At 42.8% G+C, this 26,630-nt stretch carries 25 protein-coding genes; 9 read left to right on the forward strand and 16 right to left on the reverse strand.

Features of this window, described 5'->3' with window-relative positions; translation table 11 throughout:
* Positions 1 to 132 precede the first annotated feature (132 nt).
* Positions 133 to 765, forward strand: coding sequence for an alpha/beta hydrolase (locus tag Aso01_RS12880; RefSeq protein ID WP_004938386.1), 633 nt, complete (start codon positions 133 to 135; stop codon positions 763 to 765).
* A gap of 73 nt (positions 766 to 838) precedes the next feature.
* On the opposite strand, the gene pepD is transcribed toward Aso01_RS12880, so the two are convergent.
* From pepD to pheA, 4 genes are all read right to left on the reverse strand, one after another.
* Positions 839 to 2,314, reverse strand: a complete 1,476-nt coding sequence (pepD, locus tag Aso01_RS12885) for a beta-Ala-His dipeptidase (RefSeq protein WP_004938389.1) — start codon at positions 2,312 to 2,314, stop codon at positions 839 to 841.
* 79 nt (positions 2,315 to 2,393) lie between these two features.
* Positions 2,394 to 2,771, reverse strand: a complete 378-nt coding sequence (locus Aso01_RS12890; RefSeq protein WP_004938392.1) for a hypothetical protein — start codon at positions 2,769 to 2,771, stop codon at positions 2,394 to 2,396.
* Positions 2,772 to 2,910: 139 nt separating this feature from the next.
* Positions 2,911 to 5,157 carry a bifunctional prephenate dehydrogenase/3-phosphoshikimate 1-carboxyvinyltransferase gene (locus Aso01_RS12895; protein WP_004938396.1) on the reverse strand — a complete coding sequence of 749 codons (2,247 nt, stop codon included), beginning with the start codon at positions 5,155 to 5,157 and terminating at the stop codon, positions 2,911 to 2,913.
* A gap of 96 nt (positions 5,158 to 5,253) precedes the next feature.
* Complete coding sequence (gene pheA, locus Aso01_RS12900; RefSeq protein WP_004938399.1) at positions 5,254 to 6,363, reverse strand: prephenate dehydratase; 1,110 nt, start codon at positions 6,361 to 6,363, stop codon at positions 5,254 to 5,256.
* Positions 6,364 to 6,533: 170 nt separating this feature from the next.
* On the opposite strand from pheA, the gene Aso01_RS12905 reads away from it, so the two are divergent.
* Positions 6,534 to 7,505, forward strand: coding sequence for an alpha/beta hydrolase (locus tag Aso01_RS12905; RefSeq protein WP_004938402.1), 972 nt, complete (start codon positions 6,534 to 6,536; stop codon positions 7,503 to 7,505).
* A gap of 149 nt (positions 7,506 to 7,654) precedes the next feature.
* Complete coding sequence (locus Aso01_RS12910; RefSeq protein WP_004938406.1) at positions 7,655 to 8,173, forward strand: DJ-1/PfpI family protein; 519 nt, start codon at positions 7,655 to 7,657, stop codon at positions 8,171 to 8,173.
* A gap of 44 nt (positions 8,174 to 8,217) precedes the next feature.
* Here Aso01_RS12910 and Aso01_RS12915 read toward each other — a convergent pair whose 3' ends face one another.
* Together Aso01_RS12915 and Aso01_RS12920 are read right to left on the reverse strand one after the other, a co-directional pair.
* Entirely contained in the window at positions 8,218 to 9,363 is a 1,146-nt protein-coding gene (locus Aso01_RS12915; RefSeq protein ID WP_004938410.1) for an acyl-CoA dehydrogenase family protein, read from the reverse strand.
* Positions 9,364 to 9,528: 165 nt separating this feature from the next.
* Positions 9,529 to 10,875 carry a dicarboxylate/amino acid:cation symporter gene (locus Aso01_RS12920; protein WP_004938414.1) on the reverse strand — a complete coding sequence of 449 codons (1,347 nt, stop codon included), beginning with the start codon at positions 10,873 to 10,875 and terminating at the stop codon, positions 9,529 to 9,531.
* Positions 10,876 to 11,328: 453 nt separating this feature from the next.
* Between Aso01_RS12920 and Aso01_RS12925 the strand changes: the two genes are divergently transcribed.
* On the forward strand, positions 11,329 to 12,330 hold the full coding sequence (locus Aso01_RS12925; protein WP_004938417.1) for a glycosyl transferase family protein: 1,002 nt from the start codon (positions 11,329 to 11,331) through the stop codon (positions 12,328 to 12,330).
* A gap of 44 nt (positions 12,331 to 12,374) precedes the next feature.
* Here the strand turns inward: Aso01_RS12925 and Aso01_RS12930 are convergent, their stop codons facing one another.
* Together Aso01_RS12930 and Aso01_RS12935 are read right to left on the reverse strand one after the other, a co-directional pair.
* A complete protein-coding gene (locus Aso01_RS12930; RefSeq protein WP_004938419.1) occupies positions 12,375 to 12,647 on the reverse strand; it encodes a YeaC family protein in 273 nt (90 codons plus the stop codon).
* A complete protein-coding gene (locus Aso01_RS12935; protein WP_004938422.1) occupies positions 12,644 to 13,567 on the reverse strand; it encodes an NAD(+) kinase in 924 nt (307 codons plus the stop codon). Before Aso01_RS12935 ends, Aso01_RS12930 begins: the two co-directional genes overlap by 4 nt.
* 427 nt (positions 13,568 to 13,994) lie before the next feature.
* On the opposite strand from Aso01_RS12935, the gene mrcB reads away from it, so the two are divergent.
* Positions 13,995 to 16,388: a penicillin-binding protein 1B gene (gene mrcB, locus Aso01_RS12940; protein WP_004938426.1), complete on the forward strand. Its 2,394-nt coding sequence runs from the start codon at positions 13,995 to 13,997 to the stop codon at positions 16,386 to 16,388.
* A gap of 18 nt (positions 16,389 to 16,406) precedes the next feature.
* Positions 16,407 to 16,970: a tetratricopeptide repeat protein gene (locus Aso01_RS12945; protein ID WP_004938429.1), complete on the forward strand. Its 564-nt coding sequence runs from the start codon at positions 16,407 to 16,409 to the stop codon at positions 16,968 to 16,970.
* Between the two features lie 30 nt (positions 16,971 to 17,000).
* Here Aso01_RS12945 and Aso01_RS12950 read toward each other — a convergent pair whose 3' ends face one another.
* On the reverse strand, positions 17,001 to 17,897 hold the full coding sequence (locus Aso01_RS12950; RefSeq protein ID WP_004938431.1) for a thiamine phosphate synthase: 897 nt from the start codon (positions 17,895 to 17,897) through the stop codon (positions 17,001 to 17,003).
* 139 nt (positions 17,898 to 18,036) lie between these two features.
* Between Aso01_RS12950 and hemP the strand changes: the two genes are divergently transcribed.
* A complete protein-coding gene (gene hemP, locus Aso01_RS12955; RefSeq protein ID WP_004938433.1) occupies positions 18,037 to 18,204 on the forward strand; it encodes a hemin uptake protein HemP in 168 nt (55 codons plus the stop codon).
* A gap of 81 nt (positions 18,205 to 18,285) precedes the next feature.
* On the opposite strand, the gene Aso01_RS12960 is transcribed toward hemP, so the two are convergent.
* The 4 genes from Aso01_RS12960 to tfpB form a co-directional block, all read right to left on the reverse strand.
* Positions 18,286 to 19,623: a sensor histidine kinase gene (locus tag Aso01_RS12960; RefSeq protein WP_004938435.1), complete on the reverse strand. Its 1,338-nt coding sequence runs from the start codon at positions 19,621 to 19,623 to the stop codon at positions 18,286 to 18,288.
* A 4-nt stretch (positions 19,624 to 19,627) separates the two neighbouring features.
* A complete protein-coding gene (locus Aso01_RS12965; RefSeq protein ID WP_004938437.1) occupies positions 19,628 to 20,284 on the reverse strand; it encodes a response regulator transcription factor in 657 nt (218 codons plus the stop codon).
* A 110-nt stretch (positions 20,285 to 20,394) separates the two neighbouring features.
* Entirely contained in the window at positions 20,395 to 20,751 is a 357-nt protein-coding gene (locus Aso01_RS12970; RefSeq protein ID WP_004938439.1) for a NirD/YgiW/YdeI family stress tolerance protein, read from the reverse strand.
* Between the two features lie 85 nt (positions 20,752 to 20,836).
* Positions 20,837 to 22,594 (reverse strand): type IV pilus assembly ATPase TfpB, encoded by a 1,758-nt coding sequence (tfpB, locus tag Aso01_RS12975; RefSeq protein WP_004938441.1) that lies wholly within the window; start codon positions 22,592 to 22,594, stop codon positions 20,837 to 20,839.
* A gap of 178 nt (positions 22,595 to 22,772) precedes the next feature.
* On the opposite strand from tfpB, the gene Aso01_RS12980 reads away from it, so the two are divergent.
* Entirely contained in the window at positions 22,773 to 23,726 is a 954-nt protein-coding gene (locus tag Aso01_RS12980; RefSeq protein WP_004938445.1) for a sensor domain-containing diguanylate cyclase, read from the forward strand.
* Here the strand turns inward: Aso01_RS12980 and tsaA are convergent.
* Positions 23,718 to 24,437 (reverse strand): tRNA (N6-threonylcarbamoyladenosine(37)-N6)-methyltransferase TrmO, encoded by a 720-nt coding sequence (gene tsaA, locus Aso01_RS12985; RefSeq protein WP_039910079.1) that lies wholly within the window; start codon positions 24,435 to 24,437, stop codon positions 23,718 to 23,720. The two genes, Aso01_RS12980 and tsaA, sit on opposite strands and share 9 nt — an antisense overlap.
* A 104-nt stretch (positions 24,438 to 24,541) precedes the next feature.
* Between tsaA and Aso01_RS12990 the strand changes: the two genes are divergently transcribed.
* Positions 24,542 to 25,321 (forward strand): ferredoxin--NADP reductase, encoded by a 780-nt coding sequence (locus Aso01_RS12990; RefSeq protein ID WP_004938452.1) that lies wholly within the window; start codon positions 24,542 to 24,544, stop codon positions 25,319 to 25,321.
* A gap of 52 nt (positions 25,322 to 25,373) precedes the next feature.
* On the opposite strand, the gene Aso01_RS12995 is transcribed toward Aso01_RS12990, so the two are convergent.
* On the reverse strand, positions 25,374 to 26,204 hold the full coding sequence (locus Aso01_RS12995) for a DODA-type extradiol aromatic ring-opening family dioxygenase (RefSeq protein WP_004938454.1): 831 nt from the start codon (positions 26,202 to 26,204) through the stop codon (positions 25,374 to 25,376).
* A gap of 233 nt (positions 26,205 to 26,437) precedes the next feature.
* Positions 26,438 to 26,630: FAD-dependent oxidoreductase (locus Aso01_RS13000; protein ID WP_042065499.1), on the reverse strand; the 193-nt coding region annotated here is incomplete at its 5' end.

A 26,630-nucleotide genomic window follows, 5' to 3' on the forward strand; every position in this document is an offset into this window, starting at 1 on the left:
ACATCCTTAGGTAAATTGGTTAAATAATAGTTAATCAGACTATATCAGTAGATAAATTTTAACGCCAATCTGTGTTTTTGTTGGCGTTAATCGGTAAAATACCGCATTCTCCTGCTACTAATCGATCGTCCTATGTCCGAACAGATGTTCATTCAGGGTCCTGTGGGTCAAATTGAAGTTTTTGTAGACCGTCCACAGGGTGAAGCGAAAGGATTTGCTGTCGTTTGTCACCCCCATCCGTTGCAAGGCGGAACCCCTCAACACAAAGTTCCAGCACTCTTGGCTCAACTTCTTGTCGAGCAAGGTTGTATTGTTTACCGACCAAGTTTTCGTGGTTCAGGTGAAAGTCATGGTGAGCATGATGAAGGTCATGGCGAAACAGATGATATTCTGACTGTCATTGATCATGCACGAAAAGCCCATATCACACTTCCGTTTTATGCAGGTGGGTTTAGCTTTGGCGCACATGTAATGGCCAAAAGTTATGCCGCCCTACCGGATGAGTTAAAACCAAAACAAACCATCTTATGTGGATTGCCAACTGCAACCGTGGCAGGCGTACGTCATTATGTGACTCCACCTCTCAAAGGTGACATTCTCTTTATTCATGGCGAGCAAGATGAAGTCACTTTGCTTTCTGATATGATTGAATGGGCCAAACCGCAGCGCCACTTAATCACAGTGTTACCAGGCGCCAACCACTTCTTTACGGGTTATCTAAAACAATTACGAATCGCTATTTCGCGCTTCTTATTTGTTCAATAAAAATTATTTTACAGTTTGATCTAAATTGTAAGTATCTAAAGATGCTCATTTTGTAATGAGCATCTTTTTTATTTTAATGTACTTTTGGAACCTGTTCTAACGCGGTGACCAATAATTTCCAGCATTTCTCTACAGTATCTACTTTCACTCGCTCGCCGGGTGCATGCGCCCCTTTAATATCTGGACCAAATGACACCATTTGCAAGTGCGGATAATGCTGGGCAATAATGCCGCACTCAAGTCCAGCATGAATCACCTTTAGTTCAGGCTCGATATTAAAGGCAGTTTGATAAGCATCTTGTAAACATTTCAAAGCTGCCGAATCCGGATTAGGCGTCCAACCAGACACCAATTCAGCGCGTGTGGCTGCTAAATCATACTTTGCAAAGTGCTCTACGATCTGCTGAGAGAAATGCTCTGCCGATTCATTTCGCATGGATCGAACCATTATCACTGCTTTAAAACCCTGTGCTTGGTCGATATGCACCACACCGATATTATTTGATGTTTCAACCACATCACTGAGCACTTCGCTCCAAGTGACCACGCCATAAGGGCAACCCGACAATGCGGCCAGCACGTGATTTTGTTGCTGAGTCTTCAGTACATCATGATGTGTATCTTGAATTAAACGTAAATCTATATTGAATTGATCGTCTATCCCCTTGAGTGCTTGCAACCACTGTGCCTCGTATTCATCCAGACGTTGCTCAAGCAAATCAATATTCTTTTTAGGTAAAATGATTTTGGCACTGGCTTCACGCGGTAAGGCATTTCGGGCAGTGCCTCCATGAAACTCAATTAAATAACCTTCAAGCTCAGCTAAATGCTGGTGCAAAAACCGCGATAAAATCACGTTCGCGTTGCCACGGCCTAAGTGAATGTCAATGCCTGAGTGACCTCCTCTCAAACCAGTCACACAGATCTCTACCGATTCCAAATCCATCTGAGGTGCCGCGACGTATTCAAGTGCTTGTGATACCTCAACATCCTGACTACCTGCACAGCCTAAATACAACTCTCCCCACTCTTCGGTATCGATATTAAATAGCCAATGACCTGTCAGGACACCTTCTTCTAATAACCGTGCACCACTCATGCCAGCTTCTTCATCCACCGTCAACAGCACTTCTATGGGGCCGTGTGAAATATCGGTAGACTCTAAAACTGCCAATGCCAGTGCAACACCAATACCGTTGTCTGCGCCAAGTGTGGTCTCGGGTGTCACGGGCCAGTCCTGCTCAAGTACCGGACGAAGCGGATCGCGCATAAAGTTATGATTACTGCCTCGGTTGGCTTGCGTGACCATATCCAGATGGCCCTGCAAAATAACGCCAACGTTATCTTCATTGCCAGATGTGGCAGGTTTTCGAATAATTAAATTCCCGATACGGTCGATATAAACCGTCAAACCCTGCTGCTTGGCCCAATTTGCAAGGTGCTCACGTAATACATGTTCTTGTTTTGATGGTCGGGGAATTTGGCATAACGTCTGAAAATGCTTCCAGACAATTTGAGGTGAAAGCTGTGAAAGGTCGACGTGCTGCATGGGTGTGTACTCGAAAAAATTGCAAGAACATTCCTAGACTATACACAACCTTAGCAAAATAAACTGGCTTTTTTGTAGTTTAGTTTTTCCACTCAAAACAGCTAAAATAGTGGTCACTTTTAAGGCTGTTTTCAATCGCATGTGCCAACTGGCGCATTACACTTTGCATTTCAATTTTTTCAAACCAGTCCTGCTGTTCATTTCGATCAGCCGAGATTTCACACATCATTTGTCCTGTGGCATCGCTGGATTGGCAAATGACCGACAATGGTAGACGCTGGTTGATAATTCGCACAGCAACATTATGATCTGCATGATCGATTTGCTGAGCATCAAATCCATAGTCACCCAACTGTTTAAATAACAAGGCTGCCACATACTCTTGCGTCATCAATGCCTCTCGATCTGCCATCGATTGGTTATGGGGATGATGAGACATAAATTCTAGTTTTTTCATCACATATCCTATGCGTTATTTTAAGGCGAAATATCTTGTGTCCTACTTTAGAATAGCCAAAAAATAAACAGCAGCCAAGCATCGCCTGACTGCTGTTTTCATTTTATGTTACCGATTATATCGGATTACTTAGCTAATTTTATTGACTGACAGTAATACTCAAGCCAGCACGATTGGCCAGTTCTGTAAATGTCGGGAAGCTGGTTGCTACAGTTTCAGTTCCAATAATTTCAATTGCCCCCCCAGTTCGCAGACCGGCAATACTAAAACTCATTGCAATACGGTGATCGTGATGGGATTCTACTTGACCACCGTTAAAAATAGCTGACCAATCGCCTGATTTGCCCTTACCTTCAATAATGATGCCATCTGCTGTTGGTGTGCAGTCAATTCCCATAATTTTCAAACCATCTGCCATGACCTGAATACGATCGGATTCTTTCACACGTAACTCAGCCGCTCCAGTCAATACGGTCTGACCTTCAGCACAGGCCGCAGCAATAAACAAAGCTGGAAACTCATCAATCGCCAGTGGCACTTGGTCTTCTGGAATATGGATTCCTTTTAGAGTACGCGAGCCTTTAATATGAATATCGGCAATCGGCTCACCACCTGCAATGCGTTCATTTACAACGGCAATATCGGCACCCATTTGTTTGAGAATTTCAATCACGCCTGTACGCGTTGGGTTGATACCTACAGCTTCAAGCACGACGTCGGAATTTTCACAAATTGCAGCACCCACCATAAAGAAAGCGGCTGATGAAATATCAGAAGGCACTTGAATGTTGGTACCGACCAGCTTACCACCGCCTTGCAAACTGATTTTGTTTCCTTCGGTTTTTACATCATAACCAAAAGCACGCAACATACGCTCGGTGTGGTCGCGTGTTGGTTCTGGCTCAGTTACAGATGTTTCACCTTGTGCCCAAAGACCCGCCAGTAAAATACCTGATTTTACTTGTGCAGAAGCCATTGGCAGATCATAGGTAATCCCTTGAAGTGCTTGGTTACCTGTAATGCTTACAGGTGGTGTGCCTTTTTCTCCAGTAGTCTGAATGTGCGCACCCATTGCACGTAACGGCTTGGCAATACGTTCCATAGGACGCTTCGATAACGACGCATCTCCAGTCATGACCGAATCAAATTTTTGTGCAGAAAGCATGCCTGAAAGTAAACGCATGCTGGTGCCTGAATTGCCCATATACAATGCACCTGCAGGTGCTTTGAGGCCCTGCATTCCCACACCATGAATGGTCACTTCACCATTTTTTGGCCCTTCAATACTTACACCCATATCACGAAAGGCCTGTAACGTAGCCAAGGCATCTTCGCCTTCTAAAAAGCCAGTCACATGGGTTGTGCCCTCTGCAATCGCACCAAACATAATGGAGCGATGTGACACGGATTTGTCACCAGGAATGGTAAAAGTACCCGTAAATGATTTAGGTCCTGGCGAAATGGTAAATTGCTGTGTCACCTTGTTTTTCTCCATCAACGGTTTTTTTGCTAACATATGATTAAAGTGTTGTCTGGCAGCTTGAGCATGTCCAAGCAGCCCCATCAATGCATGTGAATCTTCAGTTTCGATCAGTACTTTAATTTTACTGAGCTGTTGTTCAAAACCTTCCACAGCATTTAAAATTGCGGTTTTATTGGCAAAGAAGATGTCGTGCCACATTTGAGGATCGCTGGCCGCAATTCTGGAAAAATCACGAAACCCGCCGGCAGCATAACGAAAAATATCAAGATTATCTTCACGATTGGCCAGTTGCTCAACCAGATTAAATGCCATTAAATGTGGCAAATGACTGGTATGCGCCAAGACTTCATCATGCTTTTGCACATCCATGCAAATCACTTCAGCTTTGGCAGCAGACCACAGTTGAATTAGTTTATCCACTGCCCAAGCAGCACTGGTTTCTACAGGGGTTAAAATCACTTTATGGTTGGCAAACAAATCCACCTTGCCTGCATGCACACCGGTATGTTCGCTTCCAGCGATTGGATGGCCGGGTACAAATCCGGCAGGAAGTGCCTCACCAAAAACCGCTTTGGCCGCCTCGACGACATTACCTTTGGTGCTGCCAACATCGGTTAAAATTGCATCGGGATGCAAGTAAGGCTGAATTTGTGCCAGCACGGCATGTGTTGCTCGCACAGGAAGCGCTAAAACAACCAGATCGGCATCTTGGACAGCTTCGACTGGATTGCTATACCCTTGCTGAATCAAACCTAAGGCTTGAGCATCGGCCAAAGTTTTTGCTGAACGGGTCGATGCAACTACACACGTTGCAAGTTGCTCTGACTGAATCACACGTGCCAGACTAGACCCTATCAGTCCAAGACCAATAAAGGCGACTTTTTTAAATAATGGTTGGGCCATACCGCTTAACTTTCATCTCGTAAAAACAGATCAACACTGATCTATAAAGTGTTCAATATGAAGCAGACCATCCTCATCTATCTGCTTCACTTACGTTTATAACACAGCCGCAGGATATGAACCTAATATACGAAGCTCTTTTACCAAGGGACGAATTTCATCCAGTGCTTTGGCGACGTTTTCTTGATCGATATGACCTTCTAAATCGATAAAAAATACATACGCCCACTTTTCAGGTAATGCTGGTCGGGTTTCAATACTGGTCAGGCTAATCTGATGTTTTGCAAACGGTGCCAAGATTTCAAGTAAGGCACCTGCCCGGTCATGTGCCGAAATAAGTAATGAAGTTTTATCGCTTCCACTTTGTGGAATTTTTTCCCGACCAATCACCAAAAAGCGCGTGGTATTTTCTGGGTTGTCTTCAATGTTACGATGAAAAATTTCAAGATCATACATCGAAGCTGCAATATCCGATGCAATTGCAGCCGAATGCCATTCATTACGAATACGACGCGCAGCTTCAGCATTAGAGTTCAGTGCCACACGCTCCACACCCGGATAATGCGCATCGAGCCACTGGCGGCATTGCGCTAGGGTTTGTTGATGTGCATAGATCTGTTTAATGCTATCCTTACGGGTGTTTTTCGATACTAGAAATTGATGATGGATGCGAAGTTCCACTTCACCAATTACATTGAGTTGAGACGTTTTAAAGCAGTCTAGAGTATGGTTAACCACGCCTTCAGAGGAGTTTTCAACAGGGACGACACCATAATGCGCACTGCCTGCTTCAACTTCACGAAACACTTCATCAATGGTAGGCAATGGACGCACTACCGCATCGTTACCAAAATGCTTCAGGGCTGCCGCTTGTGTAAAGGTACCTTCTGGCCCTAAAAACGCAATACTCTGGGGTGCTTCTAATGCCAAACACGCCGACATGATTTCGCGAAATAGACGTGCCATCGTGACATCGGAAAGTGGGCCTTCGTTGCGCTCCATGACTTTACGCAAAACCTGTGCTTCTCGTTCTGGTCGATAAAACAAGGGATTTTCTTCAGAGGCAAACTTGGCTTTGGCAACCGCCTCAGCGAGTTTGGCACGACGGTTAATCAGCGACTGAATCTGCTGATCGACACTGTCGATCTGCTGGCGAATTTCTTGTAAGTCGAGAGAAGATGAAGGATTCTGATCATCATGGACCATTGCAATGCAGCTCCTGCAAATTGTTTTGCGACAGTATAGCAAGAGTTGATTGGAATTGTTCTATCTCTAAGCATTTGAGCATGAATAAAAGTTTAGTTTTTTGAGCCAAATTACAGTGTTTTTATGATTTAATGAGAACGGCATAAATTACAAACAATTTCATTTATAACATGAACATTTTAAAGCTGCCTCGATTATTTAAAACACAACATTTAACGCTCCTTATGGGGCTTATGCTCGGTGCAACATCAGTAACATGGTCAGCCACAAATAATCAGAACAAAAACACGATGGATATCATCACTGAGCAGCAGCTTAAAGGCACATCACAACAGTTTATTTTAACCTCGCAATATACGCCGCATCACTATTTAATCAATCTGTACATCCCTCAAGCACCCGCCCCCAAAGCGGGTTATCCGGTGCTGTACTTACTTGATGGCAATGCTACATTTGAAAGCGCTCGCGCAATTGCTCAAGCGATGGCAGGCGGCAGCAACAAGTTTGGAACAGATCCATTGGTCATTGTTGCAATTGGATATGCAGGCGATGCTTTGTTTTCCGCTCAAAATCGCGCACTTGATTACACGTCAACTGTGGCTACAAATGATAAACCCAATAAGCAATACAGTTATGGTGGAGATACTCAGTTTTTAAAGTTTATCGACAATGAGCTCAAGCCACAGATTTTTAATCGTGTTCGCATCAATCGCGATCACCAAACCTTATTTGGTCACTCTTTTGGTGGATTATTTACTTTAAATACCTTCTTTAAACGTCCTGATTCCTTTCAACGTTACTTTGCTGCCAGTCCATCACTTTGGTACAACAATCATGTATTGCTACAAGAGCAAGATCTGTGGCGCAAACAGAGCAATCAAATAAAAAAATCAATCTATCTGATGACCACGGTCGGCACCTCAGAAAGTAGTAGCGATATGCAGCGCTCGATCAGTAAAAATGCAGCCCGCGACTTCTTTTCAGGTTTTAGCCGGGTCAATACCAACAAGTTGCATTCGTGGCACTTTTACCATCCGAGCGAACAGCATATTGGGAATTTGTATGCCAGTTTGCCAAAAGCGATTTTATTGGCCAGTTGCAATAGTTTAAATAACTGCCAAAAACTTTTTGACGAGCAATAGTTTGCATCAAAAACTTACTTACTTTTGGCAAGTTTTTTGACTATTTTTTACACGATTTGACGTTTTATCAACAAAACACGTCATTCAATCTTCATGTGATATGACTACTCTAAAAAGCGGGTTGAATGATGAGTCACATGGAGCATTTTATGTCAAAAAAAGTGGCTGTTTTATTGACGCATGACTTTTCAGATACAGAATACGTCGAGTCGATTCATGCTTACCGCGCTGCCGGACACAGTATTTTGAATATTGAAAATTGTGAGGGAAATATCGTCTACGGTTTAAAGCGTAAAACGTCGGTCACGATCGATTGTAGTATTCAGCATAGTTGTGTACACGACTTTGATGCCTTGTTTATTGCAGGCGGTATATCACCCACACAGCTTAGTTTAGACACACAATTTATTGAATTTGTCCAAAAGTTTGCCAATGCACAAAAACCAATTTTTAGTAGTTGTGATGATCCTTCACTGCTGATACATGCGAACATCGTACGCGGACGACGCCTCACCGCAATTGATCAAGTCAGCTCTCAACTGGTAGAGGCAGGTGCAGTTTATCTAGATCAAGATGTGGTGAATGACAACAATCTATACGTCAGTTCACACTCGCCTGATGTACTTCCGTTATTTTTAAATGAAACATTAAAAGTATTACGCTTGTAAAACCGACTGGAATCTTGGTAGCAAGATTCCAGTCAATGTTGGTCTTATACTTTTCCTAAAATTCCGCGTGCTACAATTTCTTTCATAATTTCATTGGTTCCGCCATAAATACGTTGGATACGCGCATCCACAAAGAAACGTGAAATTGGATACTCGGCCATATAGCCATATCCACCAAAGAGCTGGAGCAAATTATCGGCAACTTTCATTTGCATATCTGTACTAAAGCTTTTTAATGCGGCTGCTGTTTCTACATCGAGCTGCCCCTGTTGATACAAACTGACATTACGCTCATAAAATGCTGCGGTCGCCAACTCGTCAATTTTGGCTTGCGCCATCACGAAACGAGTATTTTGAAAATTTGCAATGGGTTGACCAAATGCCTGACGCTCTTTGATATATGCCGTTGTAATATCAATTGCACCGCGGATTGCTCCGAGTGCGGTAGCCGCAATGGAGGTTCGCTCACGTGGTAGCTCTTGCATCAAGTAGTTAAATCCTTGGCCGGCTTGTCCTAGCAATTGATCTTTGGGTATTTGGACGTTATCGAAAAACAACTCCGAAGTATCTTGTGAATGCAAACCGATTTTTTCCAGATTCGTCCCTTTTTTGAAGCCTTCGAGATGCGTATCTGCCAACAGCAGCGATACACCTTTAGCACGCGCCTGAGGATCGGTTTTTACTGCTAAAACCACAAGATCGGCATGTTGGCCGTTTGAAATAAATGTTTTGGATCCATTTAATATATAATGTTCGCCATCTAAAATCGCTGTCGTGCGCATGGCTTGTACATCCGAACCTGCTCCCGGTTCGGTCATACCGATTGCACCTACCACTTCGCCAGTTGCCATTTTGGGTAACCAGTACTGTTTTTGTGCTTCGCTACCAATATTTAAAATATACGGTGCAGCAATTTCAGAGTGACACGAGATTGCTGTAGACAGTGCACCATAGCCCGCTCTGGCAGACTCTTCAACTAACATCAGTGAGTAATACGTGGGAACACCATAGCCACCATATTCTTCAGGTAAATCTATACATAAAAAACCATTTTCGCCCAGACTATTCCAAATCGATCTAGGCATGATTCCTTCACGCTCCCATTGATCATAATGTGGCGCGATATGTTCTTTCATATAGCGTTTGAAATTGTCACGGAATAATTCTAATTCGGCATCATATGGCAACATCACTTATCCTCAATTTTTTGTTTTCAAATATCCATCTATTGCATGCTAAACAGTTTTGCTAACACTGTCATGCCTTGTGCCCACAAAAGCACTGAACGCTTCAGTCGGATAAAAATCGAATAAAAAAAGGAGGCTCATGCCTCCTTTTTTAACTTTATACATCTATCATGCGTGCGCAGGATTGTCTGTTTCAAGCATTTTACGATCAACTTCAGCTGGATTATTCAATGCTTCATTGAGTTTGTCTTTGTCTAATGCACCCACCCACTTCGCTACCGCAATGGTCGCAAGCGTGTTACCTGTAAGGTTAGTCAATGCACGAGCCTCTGACATGAAGCGGTCGATACCCAAAATAAGTGCCAAGCCCGCAACCGGAATATGTCCAACTGCCGACAAAGTTGCTGCCATCACAATAAAGCCAGAACCTGTTACACCTGCTGCGCCTTTTGATGAAATCAAAAGCACAAGAAGCAAGGTAATCTGATGTTGAACATCGAGTGGTGTATTGGTCGCCTGAGCAATAAAGATTGCCGCCATAGTCAGGTAAATCGATGTACCATCAAGGTTAAACGAATAACCTGTTGGAATCACCAGACCCACGACTGATTTTTCACAGCCTGCGATTTCCAGTTTACGCAACATACGTGGCAGTACAGATTCAGAAGAAGATGTACCCAGTACAATCAGCAACTCTTCGCGGATTAAGCGAATCATTTTCAAGATACTAAAACCACAGATACGGCTAATCGTTCCCAAAATAATGAAGATAAACAGTAAACAAGTGATATAGAAGCAGATAATCAACTGGCCAAGCTGTACCAGTGTACCCACACCGTACTTACCAATGGTAAATGCCATCGCACCAAATGCACCGATTGGCGCAAGCTTCATTATCATATTTACGATGTTGAAGAATACATGCGACACTTGGTCAATGAATTTAAGTACAGGACGTCCAGCATCACCAAGTTTATGTAGCGCAAAACCAAATAAAATGGCAAACATCAAAACTTGAAGAATCTCGCCATTTGCAAATGCACCGACGACGGTATCTGGAATAATATGCATCAAAAATTCGATGGTCGACTGCGACTCACCTGAAGATACATATTTTGCAATACCAGATGTATCCAGAGATGCTGGATCAACGTTCATGCCAACACCAGGTTTGACGACGTTAATCACCAGCAAACCGATCAACAATGCAATGGTCGATACCACTTCAAAGTACAGTAAAGCCACACCACCTGTTTTACCTACAGATTTCATGCTTTCCATACCCGCGATACCACTGACCACAGTACAGAAGATGACAGGTGCGATGATCATTTTGATCAGCTTAATGAATGCGTCACCAAGTGGTTTAAGTTGCTCACCTAAACCTGGAATATGTTCCTTGACTCCATCAACGACTACATTTGAACTAGGGTAAAAGTGTCCAACCAAGATACCTGCGATAATAGCAACAATCACTTGGAAATATAGAGACTTATAAATTGGTTTTTTAGCCATAACTTTACTTCAATCTGTATTTCTAAATCCTTAGAAATATGCAAATGAAAAAATCTATATCGTCGATATAGACAGCCCTTTAGTCCCTTACAGCACAAACAACGGTTCCTGATGTCATGCTGCAAAAGCAAAGTAAATTTTGTCAGACAAAAAATACTTTTCCTCGATGTGAAAACAATATGTTTTCAAAAAATGTTCAGTATCAAAATCTCAACCTATTATCAAGATTTACGAAACATAAACAAGGAGATCATTAAAAAAAAATAAATAATTTTTTAAGCGTGAAAAGTTTACTGCAATTAGTCAAATAGTCGATGAAGCAATCAATTTAATGGCTATATTTTGATCAAAATTAAGTTAGACATTAGTCTAATAGAATATTTCGCGATCCATTCATTTAATTTTTATGTCATAGTGAGGAAATCCATTTCCTTATGAAATATCAAAAAAGATATGAATACGAAAAAAAACCTTTATCGAGATGCTGAACATCCCTTTGCGCAGTACGTAAGAATCTTGGGGAAAGGCAAAACAGGCTCTCGATCTTTAAGTTATGACGAAGCTTATCAAGCTTTCACCATGATTTTAAAGGGTGAGGTTCTTGATGTTCAGCTGGGTGCTTTTTTAATGTTACTGCGGGTCAAGGAAGAATCGGTCGATGAACTGAGTGGATTTGTTCAGGCCACGCGTGACCAACTTAATTTTGAAGCTCTTGATGTCGATTTGGATTGGTCATCTTACGCAGGTAAACGTAAACATTATCCATGGTTTTTGCTTGCTGCTCTCACCCTTGCACATCATGGGTATAACATTGTGATGCATGGTGCTTCCGGGCATACACTCAACCGTGTTTATACCGAACAAGTTCTGGAGTTTTTGGGTTATCCGATCTGTCAAAACCAACAAGACGTGAAGCAGCAACTTGCTCAGCAGCACTTTGCCTATTTACCTTTAGATGTGATTTCGCCTGTACTGAGTGATCTGATTTCTCTTCGTAACGTGATGGGACTTCGTTCTCCTGTTCATACTCTGGCCCGACTCATTAATCCATTTAATGCAAAAGCAACTTTACAGGCGATTTTTCATCCTGCTTATCGTGCTTCGCACCAGCGCACTGCCTTTCAGCTCGGCTATCAAAATAGTGCTGTAATTAAAGGTGAAGGTGGCGAATTCGAACGTAACCCTGATGCCAAAACACTCATTTGCGGTATTAGATCGGGTGAACTCTATGAACACGAATTACCCAAGCTCACTCCCGAGCGTAGTCCCATCGAAGATGAACTGAATCTAGAAACCTTTAAAGCAGTCTGGTTAGGGCAGCAAACGCATGAATATGGTGAAATCGCGGTGACTGAAACCATCGGGATTGCGCTCTATACCATGAATGTCTGTGATAGCTATGAAAACGCGATGCTTCAGGCAAAGGCGTTATGGTTAGATCGCTTTAAAAAATAATATTAAAGATTAAAAAAGCCCAGTGAATTCTGGGCTTTTTGGATTTATACGAATCGAATGGGTTTAAATTCAGGCTCGTTTTTGTGATGGTCATCATCACATTCTTCACCTTCTTCTTTGCTGCCACGGTCAATGTATCCCGAGCGCTCTTCCTCTGGCAAGTTCTGGTGTTCCCACACCATCACGGCCTGCATGCAGATTTGTCTTTGTTCAGCTGTAAGCGCGACGCCATTGGGCCATTTGCCAATCTCAACTGCTGTTTTTAAGCGCTGAACGATCTCTGGATCTAATACGTTAAGCATTTGTTCAATATTCATGAGTCATCCTGCTCTTTGATTAAGTCAAAATCTTGATTCCATCCCAGCTTGGTACGACACGCCATATAAAAATCATAACCAGGTGGATGCAACAGGTTTAGTTTAAACGGATGTTTACGGATATGTACACAGTCTCCCACATTGAGTGAGACACTATGTTGACCATCAGCACTTACCATCGGTAAAACACGATTTTCACGAATGGTTAGTTTGATTTCACTTTGTCCACCTACCACAATCGGGCGAGAAGACAACGTATGTGGATGCATTGGAACGAGCGCAATCGCATCCATGCTTGGATGTAAAATAGGACCACCACCTGACAGTGCATAGGCTGTCGAACCGGTTGGTGTCGAAACAATCAAACCATCACTATGTTGACGATATACAAATTGACCGTCAATTTGCAGATCAAAATCGATCATGTGCACTGATTTTCCTGAGTGCAGCACGATGTCATTGAGTGCGATGGCATCATAATGGGTTTCCCCTTTGGTACGCACTTCAATTTCGAGCAAGAAACGGCGATCAAGCTGAAAATGACCTTGCAATACCTGATCAAGCTTAAACAAAACATCCGCAGGGCGGATATCCGTTAAAAACCCTAACCGCCCGCGGTTAATGCCAATGACTGGCGTATGATGGCGCACCAGTGCTCGTGCAGCATGCAGGAGTGAACCATCGCCACCCACCACAATCACTAAGTCCACCACCTCACCCAATAACGAGCGACTAGCAGTTTGGACATTGTTGTAAGGGACAAGTTCTGCGGTTTGTTGATCAAAGATCACATGCAGACCTAAACCTCTTAAATGATCATAAATCAAACAAAGAGTTTCAACTACAGATATTTTATCGGGGCGGCCAATCAAACCTATGTTTCGAAAAGATTTGGCGGACGAAAGATTAGCAGATTGCATTGGATGCCTTATATATGCCTATCGGTTAAATTGAGCTGAGCCAAAAATTTGGTGATCGCAAATCTAATCGCGTTACAACGTATCACCTTATGATCTCACCCGCTATTCATCAACATTCAGCATGTGATTTGACAAATTAATATAGCATAACTTTATGAAAATGCTGTTCAAGATGGCGACCCCACTCTCTTAAGCTCATCATTTCAGTACAAAACTGAATGAGCACAGAGATGTTATGGCTTCATATTTTATTCATAAATTGTGTTAACGACTTTTATTTTGCTTTTTAATTCTGCAAAACAAAAGAAATATCAATCAGATTTTCATGAATTTAGACTTTTTCTATCTGTTCACAGTTTTATCATTGCAATGCCTGTATAGCTATCGCATGATTGGCAAACTAGATTGAATTTTTTATGACAGATTTATGAAGTTTGAACGCGGCATAGGTTTTTTTGCGCTTATTTTTTCCGTTCTTGTGATTGGCGGTTTTATTGCATTTAGTATTTATGTGATTCGCCTAGACACGGTTATACGAAACAAATTTGAAGGCCAACGCTGGGATATTCCCGCCAAGGTATTTGCACGGCCACTCGAAATTTACACCAATGCTTCTATTTCACAAGCCAACTTTACCCAAGAGCTGAATATGCTCGGTTATAAGAGTTCAGATAGCTACACCAAACCTGGAAGCTACGTCAATCAGGGTAGTAGCATGTATGTGCATACTCGTGGCTTTGATTTTGGTGATAGCAGTGAACCAGAACAAGTACTTGAAGTGACTTTTAGTGCCGATCAGGTGACTGACGTGCGGGCAACCAAGCCATCTAGTACGGGTATTGCGCGCTTAGAACCGATGTTGATTGGTGGGATATACCCACAGCATAACGAAGACCGCGTTCTGATTAAACTCAATAAAGTACCAAAAACGCTTATTGAGGCACTGATTGCCACGGAAGACCGTAACTTCTATCATCATCATGGACTTTCAATTCGCGGAACTGCACGTGCACTGGTCAGTAATGTGACGGGCGGTAAGCGTCAGGGTGGCTCTACACTGACCCAACAGTTGGTTAAAAACTTTTATTTAAGCCCGGAACGAACCTTAAAACGTAAGGTGAATGAAGCATTAATGTCTTTATTACTTGAGCTTCATTACAATAAAGATGAAATCCTTGAAGCTTATTTAAATGAAGTCAATCTGGGTCAAAACGGCAACTACTCGATTAATGGTTACGGACTGGCTTCACAATTCTACTTTGGATTGCCTTTACGTGAACTGAATGTCGCGCAGCAAGCCTATCTGGTCGGACTGGTGCAAGGCCCGTCTTTGTATAATCCTTGGCGCAATCCAGAAGGTGCTTTAAAACGTCGTAATACTGTACTGAACAATATGCTGGTCATGGGCTATTTGAGCCAAGCAGAATATGAGCAAGAAAGTGCACGCCCACTTGGTGTATTGTCTAAACCAAGCGTAGGCACAGCAAAGTTTCCAGATTTTCTCGATATTGTGCGTCGTCAATTGCGTTCTGAATATCAAGAAACCGATTTGACCAATCAAGGTTTGCGTATTTTTACAACGCTTGATCCAATCGCGCAAACACGTATTCAAGACGCTTTCAAAGCCTCTGTCGGTCAGCTTGCCAAGGGTAATCCATCGCGCTTACGTGATTTGCAAGGTGCTGTATTGGTCTCTCACCCTGAAAATGGGGAATTAGTTGCTGCCGTTGGCTCGACACAAGACTTTACAGGCTTCAACCGTGCTGTCGATGCCAAGCGTCAGGTAGGTTCATTACTTAAACCTGTCATTTACCTCAATGCAATTGAATCTGGTCGTTATAATTGGGCAAGTCGTATTCAAGACAGAGCAGTCAATGTTCCTACTGGCAGTGACCAAAGCTGGACACCGAAAAACTATAGTGGCGGTGAGCACGGCGAAGTCACTATGGCACAAGCCCTTGCCAACTCTTACAACTTATCGGCAGTGCGTTTAGGGCAAGAATTTGGTGTTTCAGCATTTACCAATAAATTGAAAAAATTTGGTGTGACCTCTGAAATACCATCTTATCCATCTGTGTTCTTAGGTGCGGTGAATATGTCACCGATGGAAATGCTCAGTATTTACAGTAACTTTGCAACAGGTGGCTTTAAGTATCCAACCCGCGCTATTCGTTCGGTGGTCGATGCTAACGGTAAGGTTTTAGAGCGTTTTGGTTTAAATGTTGAACAAACCATTGAGCCTTCATCTGCCTATGTACTCAATTATGGCTTACAACAGGTCATGGCTTCGGGTACGGGTCGCTCTGCATATAACTCGCTTCCAAGTTCACTTAAACTGGCTGGAAAATCAGGCACAACCAACGATACACGCGACTCGTGGTTTGCTGGTTATTCTGGCAATTACGTGGCTGTGGTCTGGCTTGGCTTAGACAATAACAAAGTGACTGGCTTAACAGGCTCATCGGGTGCCCTACCTGTATGGACCAACGTTATGCGTCAGCTTCGCCAGCAACCCGTGAATCTAAAACAGACCGATGATGTGCAGTGGCAATGGATTGATGTTGCATCTGGTAATTTGTCTGCTCAAGGCTGTGGCGGTGCAATGTATATTCCAATGTTGCGCTCTACTGTGCCGCACCAAGCAACCTCATGTGCTTATCCGTATTATCAATCTGCACCAGTAAGCGCACCTATGTCCGATGAAGATCCAAGCCAAAATAATGGCGACAACATGGATCAATACATCAATGACAGTGAAAATCAGATGCAAGAAGATCTATCGCAAAATAAAGTTATATCTAGCGGTAGCTACGGCTATTAATTCATGATGAGAGTAACAATGCTAAAACAGAGTCTTTTTATTTTTGGAACCGTCTTGCTGGTGGGGTGTTCAACTCTCTCCGGCACAGATCAATCCAAGAGCAAAGCACCTTCCCCTGCTGCTCAAAATGAACCTAAAGATAAATCGATTGTGACACCGTCTGGGGTGAAAATTACCCCTTATGAAGAAGAACAAATCAAGCGACAAAAGATGCGCGTGGTGGTTCCTCCTCAAAAAGCGACACAGCAATTTAATGATGGCAAACAGCTTCCCGCCTTTCGCAGCTTGATGCAAAAAACCCAGCAAGCTTATAGCCAAATGCAATGGGACGACGCAGAGCGCTACGCACTCCAAGCACAGCGCCTTGCGCCTCAGGCACCAGAAACCTTTTTATTTCTTGCAATGGTGGCCAATCAGAAAGGTCGCTATGCCTCAAGTGAATCTCTGGCAAGGCGCGGGCTCAGTTTTGCGCAAACCAATGCCATGAAAAAACAGTTGTGGCTGAATATTCTCAATGCAGCACAGAAGCAAAACAACAGTAAATCCATCGCACAAGCCCAACAGGCACTGAAGTCTCTTTAGACTTCAGTAGTGGTTTGTTCGCTTTATATTTTAAATATTTCGAATGCCCGCAATACCATATGCGCCGTGCTTCTTCGCCAGATCGAGCATAGAACGATGCATACCACCTAAAGCAAAAACCGGCAGATGACTGCGCTGTGCCAGATGCTCAAAGCGCTCCCAGCCTAGTGGGGCTTGATCTGGATGAGTTTGGGTGGCTTGTACCGGGCTGATCAAAATCGCATCACAACCAATTTTGTGTGCCTGCTGAATCGACACCAGATCATGACAGGCAGCGATATAACGTCGTCCACAAATCAAATCGCCTTTACTGAGCTGCATCAGTTGAGATTGTTTTAAATGAATGCTTCCAATCTTATTTTGTTGCTCTGGATCAAGTTGTAAATAATGCTCTAGATTGACGATGTACGACGCATAGTGGTGTGAATCTAACTCGAACTGGAGTGAAACACCCTCACTTGAATTAGTCTGTTCTGGGCGCCAGTAAATTAGCTCCTCTTTTTTGGGCACAATTTCAGTACTTGAAATCTTGATGATATTGGGCCACGACAGACGCGCTAAGATTGAGTGATTTGCGGCGGGAAAATTTAATTGCTGCAATTCTTCACGGTGATACCATGACCATGGCTGCTGGATCAAATCTAGCAATTTATCTGGTACATAAGCAGAAAATAAATGTAAGACCACCACGACATCATCATACTCGTGATGAATCACATCAAAGCAATGCCAGTCTGATAATCCGACCCCAACTTCTTCAAAAATCTCTCTGCGACAAGCATCGACAGGCTGTTCATGTGTCTCGACTTTACCGCCTGGAAATTCATGTTTATTTCCCTGATGCTGACTGGCTTGTCGCCACCCAACCAATACTTTATTTTTGTGCAGCAAGATTCCAATAGCAACGTCTACGACGGGTTTAAACATAGTTCTCTCGAGATCAATTTATTACGTGAAGTGTAAGGAAGTTTTATTTTTTATAAAATGCTAAAATTTTAATTGACAGGCCTATTCGATAATGATTATCATTTAAATCGTTAAATAAACATACCACGGAGCAACAACAATGAACGCACCTTTTAACCTGTTTACACGTAACAATGAAGCCCAATCATTACCTATGCTACATTCAAACAATCTGTTCGCCCTCGGTCGCGAAATTCGAATTATGCATGCTGGAGAAGAATATCGCCTGCGTCTGACACGTAATAATCGTTTAATCTTAACTAAATAAACCGAGAGTTTGAGTTAAAAAATAATAACAATCGTGGTGAGAATAAATTAAACCGTATGCAAATATTCATACGGTTTTTTCTTATGATGCATTGGGTAAAATCAATTTCACAATCAATCCACCTTGAGCTGAGAGTGAAAAATCCACCCGTCCCTGATGAAGTTCTATAATTTTTTTGGTAATTGATAGACCTAAACCTGTACCGGGTTGCTTTGTGCCGAGTGCCCGAAAAAATCGCTGACCCAATTGTGTCAGTAAGGCCGCATCAAGTGTATTGCCCTCATCTTGTATTTTGATGATCAAATGATCCTGCTCATTGAGCAATTCAACATCAATCTGCCCACCGACTGGCGTATAGCGAATTGCATTATCTAATACATTACGCATACAGGTATAAATGAGCTCATAGTTGCCGTAAACATGAGTACTTTGTGCATACTGATGCACGGTATATCGAATCGCTTTCGCTTGAGCAAAATTCTCAAGTTGTGTATACACATCCTCCATCAACACGGTCATATCAAGCTGAGTTTTAGGTAATTCTTCGGCTTGTGATGGATCTAGGCGAGCAAGTAACAGGAGATTTTCCAAAATGCGCGTGCTGCGCTGAACATCATGTTGGATGATCTTTAAATCCTCATTCAACTCATTCATATCTGCAAATTTACGCTGCATCACCTGTACACGCATTTGTATCGCCGATATAGGCGAGCGCAGCTCATGTGAAGCGTCTGCGGTAAAGCGCTGTTCAGCACTCAGTGCACGCTCAAGACGAATCAATAACGAGTTGAGCGAATCTATAACTGGTTGTAATTCGGTAATGCTGTGCGGCTCTTGCTGAATCGGTTCAAGGTTTTCTGTCGAACGCTGTGCAATTGAATGTGACAGATCACTTAAACTCGATAACTGCTTTTTAATGGTCCATTTCAGTAAGATCCATTGAATCATCCATAAGATCACCAGCCCTAAGGCATACCAAAATATACTTTGAAAAATTTCTGAAAAGCGTGCGCTTAATGGCTGAATCACCACCACGTTTAGCTCTGCTTCTGACTTGCTCGCATGTAAACTACGCCAGAGCTGACCCTTATAAAAAAAATAATCAAAATCAGAAGCATAAAGGTTGATAGGTTGAATATCTTCATGCTGATCGGAATGCACCAATTCTCGGCCTTTCCAGTAGAGACTGTATTGCAAATCAAATTCTTCTGTGAGCTCGTTTAAATCTCTTGCTGAGGGAATATTCAGATCTGAAGCCAGAAGCAGATCGGATACTTCGTCCATGATCTCATCTTGAATATTCATGGTGTGTACCACCGTAATGGCGATCAGCAACACGAAAGCAATTAGCCCCGCAATGATACTGCTGATCAGCGTGCCACGTATCAGGCGAGTTTGCAGTGACGATGATTTTGGCATGGATTTATTTACTCATTCGATATCCTAAACCGCGAATGGTTTTGATATATCCCGATCCGATTTTTTTTCGTAGCTGGTAAATAAATACTTCAATGGCATTACTTTCAATCTCATCGCCCCACGCATATAGGGTATTTTCAAGTTGTTCGCGCGTCACCACTCGCTCAGGATTTTGCATCATACGATGCAGCACCTTAAATTCTTTTGCAGTTAAATCAATCAAATGCCCTGAAATTTTCACCCATTTGGCCTGTGTATTCAGCTCAATCTCTTTCCAGCATAAGGTATCTGTTAATTGTTTTTGACTGGCACGCAAATGACTACGAATGCGGGCAGACAATTCTTCTAGACTAAACGGCTTCACCAAGTAATCGTTTGCCCCCAAATCCAAGCCATCGACACGATCTTGAATACTGTCACGTGCGGTAATCAGAATGACCGGCGTTTGAGATTGATGCTTACGAAGAGTATTTAAGACCTGATCACCTGTTGCTTTGGGCAGGCCACGATCTAATAAAATGCAATCGTATTCATGCTGTTCAATCGCAGCGATCGCATAATCGCCACGTTCAACCCAATCTACTGTATAGCCATCAAGTTCTAACCATGACTTTATACTTTCTGCTTGCGATATATCATCTTCTGCAATCAAAATTCTCATTTTAATCGTGCTCTAAAAACCGTGGGGAATCATCAAAACAATAAAAAACCGTATATCCCACAAAGGATATACGGTTTATACGCTACAAGATTGATTGTGCACACAATAGTTTAGAATTGTATTTGATCGACATCAATTTCAACACGCTTGGTAGGCTTGTAATCAATATCGACTTCACCTATCAATGTGAGTTGTGTTGTTGGTGAAACCGGGCGCCCTTGCCAAAGTTCATCGTCGATATCGACGGTGATATAACCCGTTCTGTCGCGAAATTGATATTTTTCATCGCCCAGTGACTTCACCACCTGCCCTTGTAGTTTAACCGGCGTGTTATCTTTGTAGCCTAAAGCATCTTTTACACTGACGATGGTCGTTGGTGCCAAAGCACTCTGGTTGACGGGCTGTGCATAACTAAAGCCTGCAATGGATAGGCCTGAAGCTAAAACTAATGTGGCAAAACGTTTCATTTTCATCTCTCTGATCTGCTCATTTGATAATGGTAGTAAATCAAAATTACATGAGGCGAATCTTAAGATGCATCATTTGCAATATTTAGCTGAGCGGAACCACACGTAATACTTCTTCAAGACTGGTCACGCCTTGCAATACTTTTTTCGCACCCGCAATTCGAAGTGGCTCAAATCCTTGCTGTTTGAGCTGTGCCTTTAATTCGCCCAGATCATCTGTATGACTCAACCACTGCTTGAGCGTCAGATCAATCGGCATCAACTCATAGATCCCGATACGACCTTTATATCCCGTTTGGCGACAATGCTCGCAGCCAACGGGTTGAAACATTTCAACGGGCGTATCAATCTCGTAGCCTTCCGTAAGATATTGCCATTGCTGCAAGTTCACCGAGGTGGACACTTTACAATGCGGACACAGCTGTCGAACCAAACGCTGTGCCAGCACGCCCAGCAGCGTAGCCGCAGTTAAAAAAGGCTGTACACCCAAATCGTGTAGTCGAGTCAGGCTAGAAGGCGCATCGTTAGTATGTAAGGTCGACAGTACCAGATGTCCCGTCAGTGCCGCCTGTATTGCCATATTGGCGGTATCCTGATCGCGAATTTCTCCCACCATAATAATGTCTGGATCTTGACGCATCAGTGCCCGTACACCTTCGGCAAAGTCTAAGTCGATGGCATGATTCACCTGCATCTGGTTAAAACTCGATTCCAGCATCTCAATAGGATCTTCAATGGTACATACATTGACTTGATCGGTTGCCAGCTTTTTAAGCGATGAATAAAGCGTTGTGGTTTTACCCGAACCAGTCGGCCCTGTCACCAAGATAATACCGTGTGTATTTTGACTCAAGGCTTGCCATTCGCTGAGAAGCTGATCGGGAAAACCCAGTTTTTCAAAACTTCGAACCAGCACATCTGGATCAAAAATTCGCATCACCAGTTTTTCACCAAATGCTGTTGGCATGGTTGAAAGACGTAGTTCGGTTTCCTGCCCTTTGGGTGTTCGGGTTTTTAAACGTCCATCTTGGGGTTTACGTTTTTCAGCCACGTTTAAGCGACCCAGAATTTTAATCCGAGCAATCACTGCTGAAAGCGTATTTGCAGGCATATGATAAATCGTGTGGAGTACGCCATCGATTCGAAAGCGTACATTGCCTTTTTCTTTTCTTGGCTCTAAATGAATATCACTGGCACCTTGTTCAAATGCAAACTGTAAAATCCAGTCGACCAGTTTGACGATGTGCTGATCGTTGGCATCTGGATTTTGCATATCGCCAATTTGAAGCAACGCCTCAACGCCCTTGTTCTCACGCTCATAACTCTTACTGTTTTTTGAGGAATGAACCGCTCGGCTCACCTGATAATATTCGGGTAAATAACGTTGTAACTGATCGGGTGAAATGATCACACGCTCTATTTTCTTGGGTGCCAGACTGCGCTCTAAATTTGCAAGCCAGTCGGTTTGAAAAGGCTGATCGGTTCCGATCACTACGCGATCAGCATGTACTTCAACCGCTAAAATTTGATTACGCTCGGCAAACTCTTGCGACATGACCGCAGTCAGTGCATTTACATCTGCTTTGAGTGGATCAATTAAATAAAATGCCAATCCTGATTTTTCTGCCAACCAGCGACTTAGACACAGTAAGTCTATGTTCTGCGTAGAATGTTGTTGATCTTTTAAACCAAAGTGAGCAATCCACTGCAACGGATGCCATTTCATCTGTTGTTTATTGCGCTGGGTTGTTTGTACCAGCAACTTGTCTCGCTCACTGATTCGGTGTGCTTTTAATAATTCTTCTAGGCACCAAACCGTATCAATTTCAAAGTTATAAGTCATTATTTTCCCTCTAGCGCTACTTTTAATATATCAGAGTTGACTGTTCAACACGCGAATAATCCAAAAACTCACGCGATTTGGTTGATCATTTGTATAGAGGATAGGCATAGAGTAAAAATTGCTTTAAAGTCTTACTTAAGGCATTAAAAAAATATCATTTAAAAGTACGGGTGACTAGATGGCGTTTAGCGCATTTAAAAACTTTCAGGAAGCCGGACAAGCAGTTTTGCATTATTTGCATCAAAAGTTTGGTTTTGATCTCTGGATGATCACTCGCGTTGAAGGTAATGACTGGATTGTATTGCAATCTGAAGATCACGGCTATGATGTAAAACCCGGTCGGGTTTTTAACTGGGCAGATTCGTTTTGCTCCCACATGGTGTTGGGAAAAGCGCCACGCATCGCGCCGCGCTCGGAAGAAATTCCGCTTTATGCGTCAGCCCCGATTGCACAGCAAGTCAACATTAAAGCTTATATTGGGCAACCTTTAGTCAACGAAGATGGTAGCCTTTTTGGTACCTTATGTGCGATTGACCCACAGCCGAAATCTGACAAAATTATTGAAGATGGTGGGCTGGTTGAATTGTTCGGCAACCTACTGAGTCATATCTTACAGCGTGAAATTCGTGAAAATGAACATATTCGCCAGCATGAACGTCTGCAAACCGAAGCGATTATGGACAGTATGACCCATGTTTATAATCGTCGTGGCTGGGAGCAGTTTATTGCTGCTGAAGAAGAACGCTGCCGTTTATATGGCAATACAGCAGCTGTATTCATGATTGATCTCAATGATCTCAAAAAAATAAATGATCTTGAGGGTCATGATTGTGGTGATCAATACATTCAACACGCTGCTCAGGTTTTAAAGCGTACGTTACGCAAACAGGATCTTGTCGCACGTCTTGGTGGCGATGAATTTGGCATCTTAACGCTCAATCTTGACCTTCAAGATTTGGAACAGCTTCAACGTCGGTTACTTCAACATTTTTTAGATGCCAAAATCAGTGCTGCGGTTGGCTATGCAATCCGTCATCCTGCCAAGGGACTGGTCATGGCATGCAAAGATGCCGATCTGGCCATGTATGCCCACAAACGTGAATGCAAGCAGTCCTTAAAGTTCTCAATTTAAAGAATCCAGTCCGATAATTTCAATCGTCGATTCATTCACTATAAAGCTCACATCAAGTCCGGCAAATTTCATTTTATATATACGTGAAGGATCATCTTGATATGCTGGACGCGGATCAAGTGATAATACTTGTTCCAGTTCGGCTGCATATTGCTCATTCATCAATTGCAGCGCTGTGAGTTGCTGTTTTTGTTGTTGTGCATTGTCTTGCCAAATCACGATTTTTCGCGGAGGTTGATCTTGTGCATAGCCACTGGTGGCATCCAAAATGGCATCGGAATAATGAATGTAAGGCTTAATATCAATAATCGGGGTGCCATGCAACAGGTCACTCCCCGTGACATACAGTCGAAGCGTTTTACCTTGTCGTTTAAGTGCTTTAAATTTCACGACGGATAAGCCAACTGGTGATGGGCGATACATGCTGCGGGTCGCAAATACGCCTATTTTCTTGTTACCGCCCAATCGAGGAGGACGCACCTGTGCCCGAAACTTCTCTGGCTCATTTGAGTGTTTGTTATCGTGAAATTGCCACAACAGCCATAAATGACTAAATGACTCGATTCCTTCAAATGCCAGCTCATCATCATAAGGCGCATGAAGTTCTATACAGGATTCGACCTCAACCAGATTCGGCTGCCGCGGAATACCAAATTTTTCCATATAAGGCGAATGCATGGTACCTATGATCGGGAGTGTTAACGACATCATCATCACTTTTTCTTATAAACACAATTAAATATATTCAGTTTATCGAGAATGATTTTAGATTAGAATAGCATACTGTTTTCTTTTGATCGTAATTGAGACCTTTAATGGCTGCTTTTAACGTTGAACGCATTACCCATGTTCACCACTGGAATGACACTCTGTTTAGTTTTAAAACCACGCGCGATGTTGCCTTACGTTTTAAAAATGGTCAGTTCGTAATGATCGGGCTTGAGGTCAATGGCAAACCATTAATGCGTGCCTACTCAATTGCCAGCGCCAATTATGAAGAAGAACTTGAGTTCTTTTCAATTAAAGTACAAGACGGCCCACTTACTTCGATCTTGCAAAAAGTACAGGTTGGTGACGAAATTCTGATTTCTAGAAAACCAACAGGTACTTTGGTTCATGACGATTTAAATCCGGGTAAAAACTTGTATCTGTTGTCGTCTGGTACAGGTTTGGCACCATTTTTATCATTGATTCGTGATCCAGAAACTTACGAAAAGTTTGAAAAAGTGATTTTGGTTCATGGTACACGCTGGATCAGTGAACTGGCTTATCAAGACTTAATTTTGAACGAACTGCCAAACAATGAATGGTTTGAAGAGCTCGATATCAAAAATAAATTGATTTACTACCCAACCGTTACTCGTGAGCCATTTGAAAATGAAGGCCGTGTAACGACTGCAATCGAAACAGGCGCTATTTTTGAAAAAATTGGCTTACCCCCATTTAACCCAGAAACAGACCGTGCAATGCTTTGCGGTAGTCCACACTTCCTAACTGATGTGGCTGCATTACTCGACAAAGCTGGCCTAAAAGAATCACCACGTATGGGTGTTTTAGGCGACTACGTGATTGAACGTGCCTTTGTTGAAAAGTAATTCTGAATCGCATAAAAAAACCGAGGTCACACATCCTCGGTTTTTTTATGCCTTATGTATTGCCCAAAGTGTTACCAAAAACAAAACTCGATACAGATAATCCACCCATAAAAGTAGACTCATGATAATTACGAGCACCGTTTTCGTTTTCTGCCGCTCCCACAGCCACCATTAACGGCAATAAATGCTCCTCCCGTGGATGTGCAATACGCGCAGCGGGTGCCTGCTGCCAATCGATCAGTCGCTGCTGACGTTCGCCTCCCTGACATTCCACTACGCTTTCATACAACCACTGATCAAACATTTTTGAAGGTTCAGTGGCTTGAGCATTAAACATTCTTAGGTTGTGATAGCTTAACCCACTCCCAACAATCAGAATATTTTGATCACGTAAGGGCGCCAAGGCCCGGCCTAAATCGAGATGCTCCTGCGGATTCAAGCCTTTTTTGAGTGATAACTGAACCACAGGAATATCTGCCGCAGGGTTAATCACCTGCATCGGAGAAAACATACCATGATCGTATCCACGTCTCTCATCTGTCTTTACTGCAATAGCGTTTTGTTCAAGCAATTGCGTCACTTGATGGGCAAGCTCGGGAGATCCGGCAGACGGATAATGAATCTGATACGTATGGGCAGGAAAACCACGATAGTCATAAATCATCTCAGGTTGAGTCGCTGTTTGGACAGTAAAGACCTGCTCTTCCCAGTGTGCAGAAACCATCAAAATTGCCTGTGGTCTTTGAGGCAACGTTTTGAGTAAGCCAGAAAGTGATTGTGCCAGTTTTGCATAGGTTGTTGCAAAAACTTCAGGCATCCATGGCCATGGCCCACCACCGTGAGAAATAAAAAAAACAGGTTGTCGTGTACTGGCATTTAACATATTTCCCTCTTTCTTTGCTTGATACTTAGAATGATGGTATTGATTCAATTACGACACGACAAGCGCAAAACCAGAACATATTGAAGTAAATTTAGAACGATATAATCTGAGCTAACCCTATGAGATAAAGGCTAAATAAAAAAAGGAACTGAATCGTTAGCCTATTCAGTTCCTATAAACTCAAAATTTGTTTCAGGCACCTTCTACGTCTGGATGCCTTGAATCATTGTTGATTAACCGTTGCGAATAATATAATCAAAGGCAGACAATGCGGCTTTAGCCCCTTCACCTGTTGCAACAATAATCTGCTTGTACGGTACCGTGGTACAGTCACCCGCAGCAAATACACCCTTCACATTGGTTTCGTTACGCTCATCAATGATGATCTCACCACGTACATTTAAATCCACTGTGCCTTTTAAGAAG

Source organism: Acinetobacter soli (assembly GCF_000760595.1).
Lineage (GTDB): Bacteria > Pseudomonadota > Gammaproteobacteria > Pseudomonadales > Moraxellaceae > Acinetobacter > Acinetobacter soli.

Excerpts from the sequence above, each read along its gene's own strand:
- Aso01_RS12950 (WP_004938431.1), bottom strand. The coding sequence starts at position 17,897 with ATGTTTAAACCCGTCGTAGACGTTGCTATTGGAATCTTGCTGCACAAA.
- pepD (WP_004938389.1), bottom strand. The coding sequence starts at position 2,314 with ATGCAGCACGTCGACCTTTCACAGCTTTCACCTCAAATTGTCTGGAAG.
- Aso01_RS12880 (WP_004938386.1), top strand. The coding sequence starts at position 133 with ATGTCCGAACAGATGTTCATTCAGGGTCCTGTGGGTCAAATTGAAGTT.
- tfpB (WP_004938441.1), bottom strand. The coding sequence starts at position 22,594 with ATGACTTATAACTTTGAAATTGATACGGTTTGGTGCCTAGAAGAATTA.
- Aso01_RS12920 (WP_004938414.1), bottom strand. The coding sequence starts at position 10,875 with ATGGCTAAAAAACCAATTTATAAGTCTCTATATTTCCAAGTGATTGTT.
- Aso01_RS12915 (WP_004938410.1), bottom strand. The coding sequence starts at position 9,363 with ATGTTGCCATATGATGCCGAATTAGAATTATTCCGTGACAATTTCAAA.
- Aso01_RS12960 (WP_004938435.1), bottom strand. The coding sequence starts at position 19,623 with ATGCCAAAATCATCGTCACTGCAAACTCGCCTGATACGTGGCACGCTG.
- pheA (WP_004938399.1), bottom strand. The coding sequence starts at position 6,363 with ATGGTCCATGATGATCAGAATCCTTCATCTTCTCTCGACTTACAAGAA.
- Aso01_RS12965 (WP_004938437.1), bottom strand. The coding sequence starts at position 20,284 with ATGAGAATTTTGATTGCAGAAGATGATATATCGCAAGCAGAAAGTATA.
- Aso01_RS12910 (WP_004938406.1), top strand. The coding sequence starts at position 7,655 with ATGTCAAAAAAAGTGGCTGTTTTATTGACGCATGACTTTTCAGATACA.
- Aso01_RS12980 (WP_004938445.1), top strand. The coding sequence starts at position 22,773 with ATGGCGTTTAGCGCATTTAAAAACTTTCAGGAAGCCGGACAAGCAGTT.
- Aso01_RS12970 (WP_004938439.1), bottom strand. The coding sequence starts at position 20,751 with ATGAAACGTTTTGCCACATTAGTTTTAGCTTCAGGCCTATCCATTGCA.
- Aso01_RS12990 (WP_004938452.1), top strand. The coding sequence starts at position 24,542 with ATGGCTGCTTTTAACGTTGAACGCATTACCCATGTTCACCACTGGAAT.
- Aso01_RS12925 (WP_004938417.1), top strand. The coding sequence starts at position 11,329 with ATGAATACGAAAAAAAACCTTTATCGAGATGCTGAACATCCCTTTGCG.
- Aso01_RS12890 (WP_004938392.1), bottom strand. The coding sequence starts at position 2,771 with ATGAAAAAACTAGAATTTATGTCTCATCATCCCCATAACCAATCGATG.
- Aso01_RS12945 (WP_004938429.1), top strand. The coding sequence starts at position 16,407 with ATGCTAAAACAGAGTCTTTTTATTTTTGGAACCGTCTTGCTGGTGGGG.
- tsaA (WP_039910079.1), bottom strand. The coding sequence starts at position 24,437 with ATGATGTCGTTAACACTCCCGATCATAGGTACCATGCATTCGCCTTAT.
- hemP (WP_004938433.1), top strand. The coding sequence starts at position 18,037 with ATGAACGCACCTTTTAACCTGTTTACACGTAACAATGAAGCCCAATCA.
- Aso01_RS12930 (WP_004938419.1), bottom strand. The coding sequence starts at position 12,647 with ATGAATATTGAACAAATGCTTAACGTATTAGATCCAGAGATCGTTCAG.
- Aso01_RS12895 (WP_004938396.1), bottom strand. The coding sequence starts at position 5,157 with ATGGCCCAACCATTATTTAAAAAAGTCGCCTTTATTGGTCTTGGACTG.
- Aso01_RS12995 (WP_004938454.1), bottom strand. The coding sequence starts at position 26,204 with ATGTTAAATGCCAGTACACGACAACCTGTTTTTTTTATTTCTCACGGT.
- mrcB (WP_004938426.1), top strand. The coding sequence starts at position 13,995 with ATGAAGTTTGAACGCGGCATAGGTTTTTTTGCGCTTATTTTTTCCGTT.
- Aso01_RS12905 (WP_004938402.1), top strand. The coding sequence starts at position 6,534 with ATGAACATTTTAAAGCTGCCTCGATTATTTAAAACACAACATTTAACG.
- Aso01_RS12935 (WP_004938422.1), bottom strand. The coding sequence starts at position 13,567 with ATGCAATCTGCTAATCTTTCGTCCGCCAAATCTTTTCGAAACATAGGT.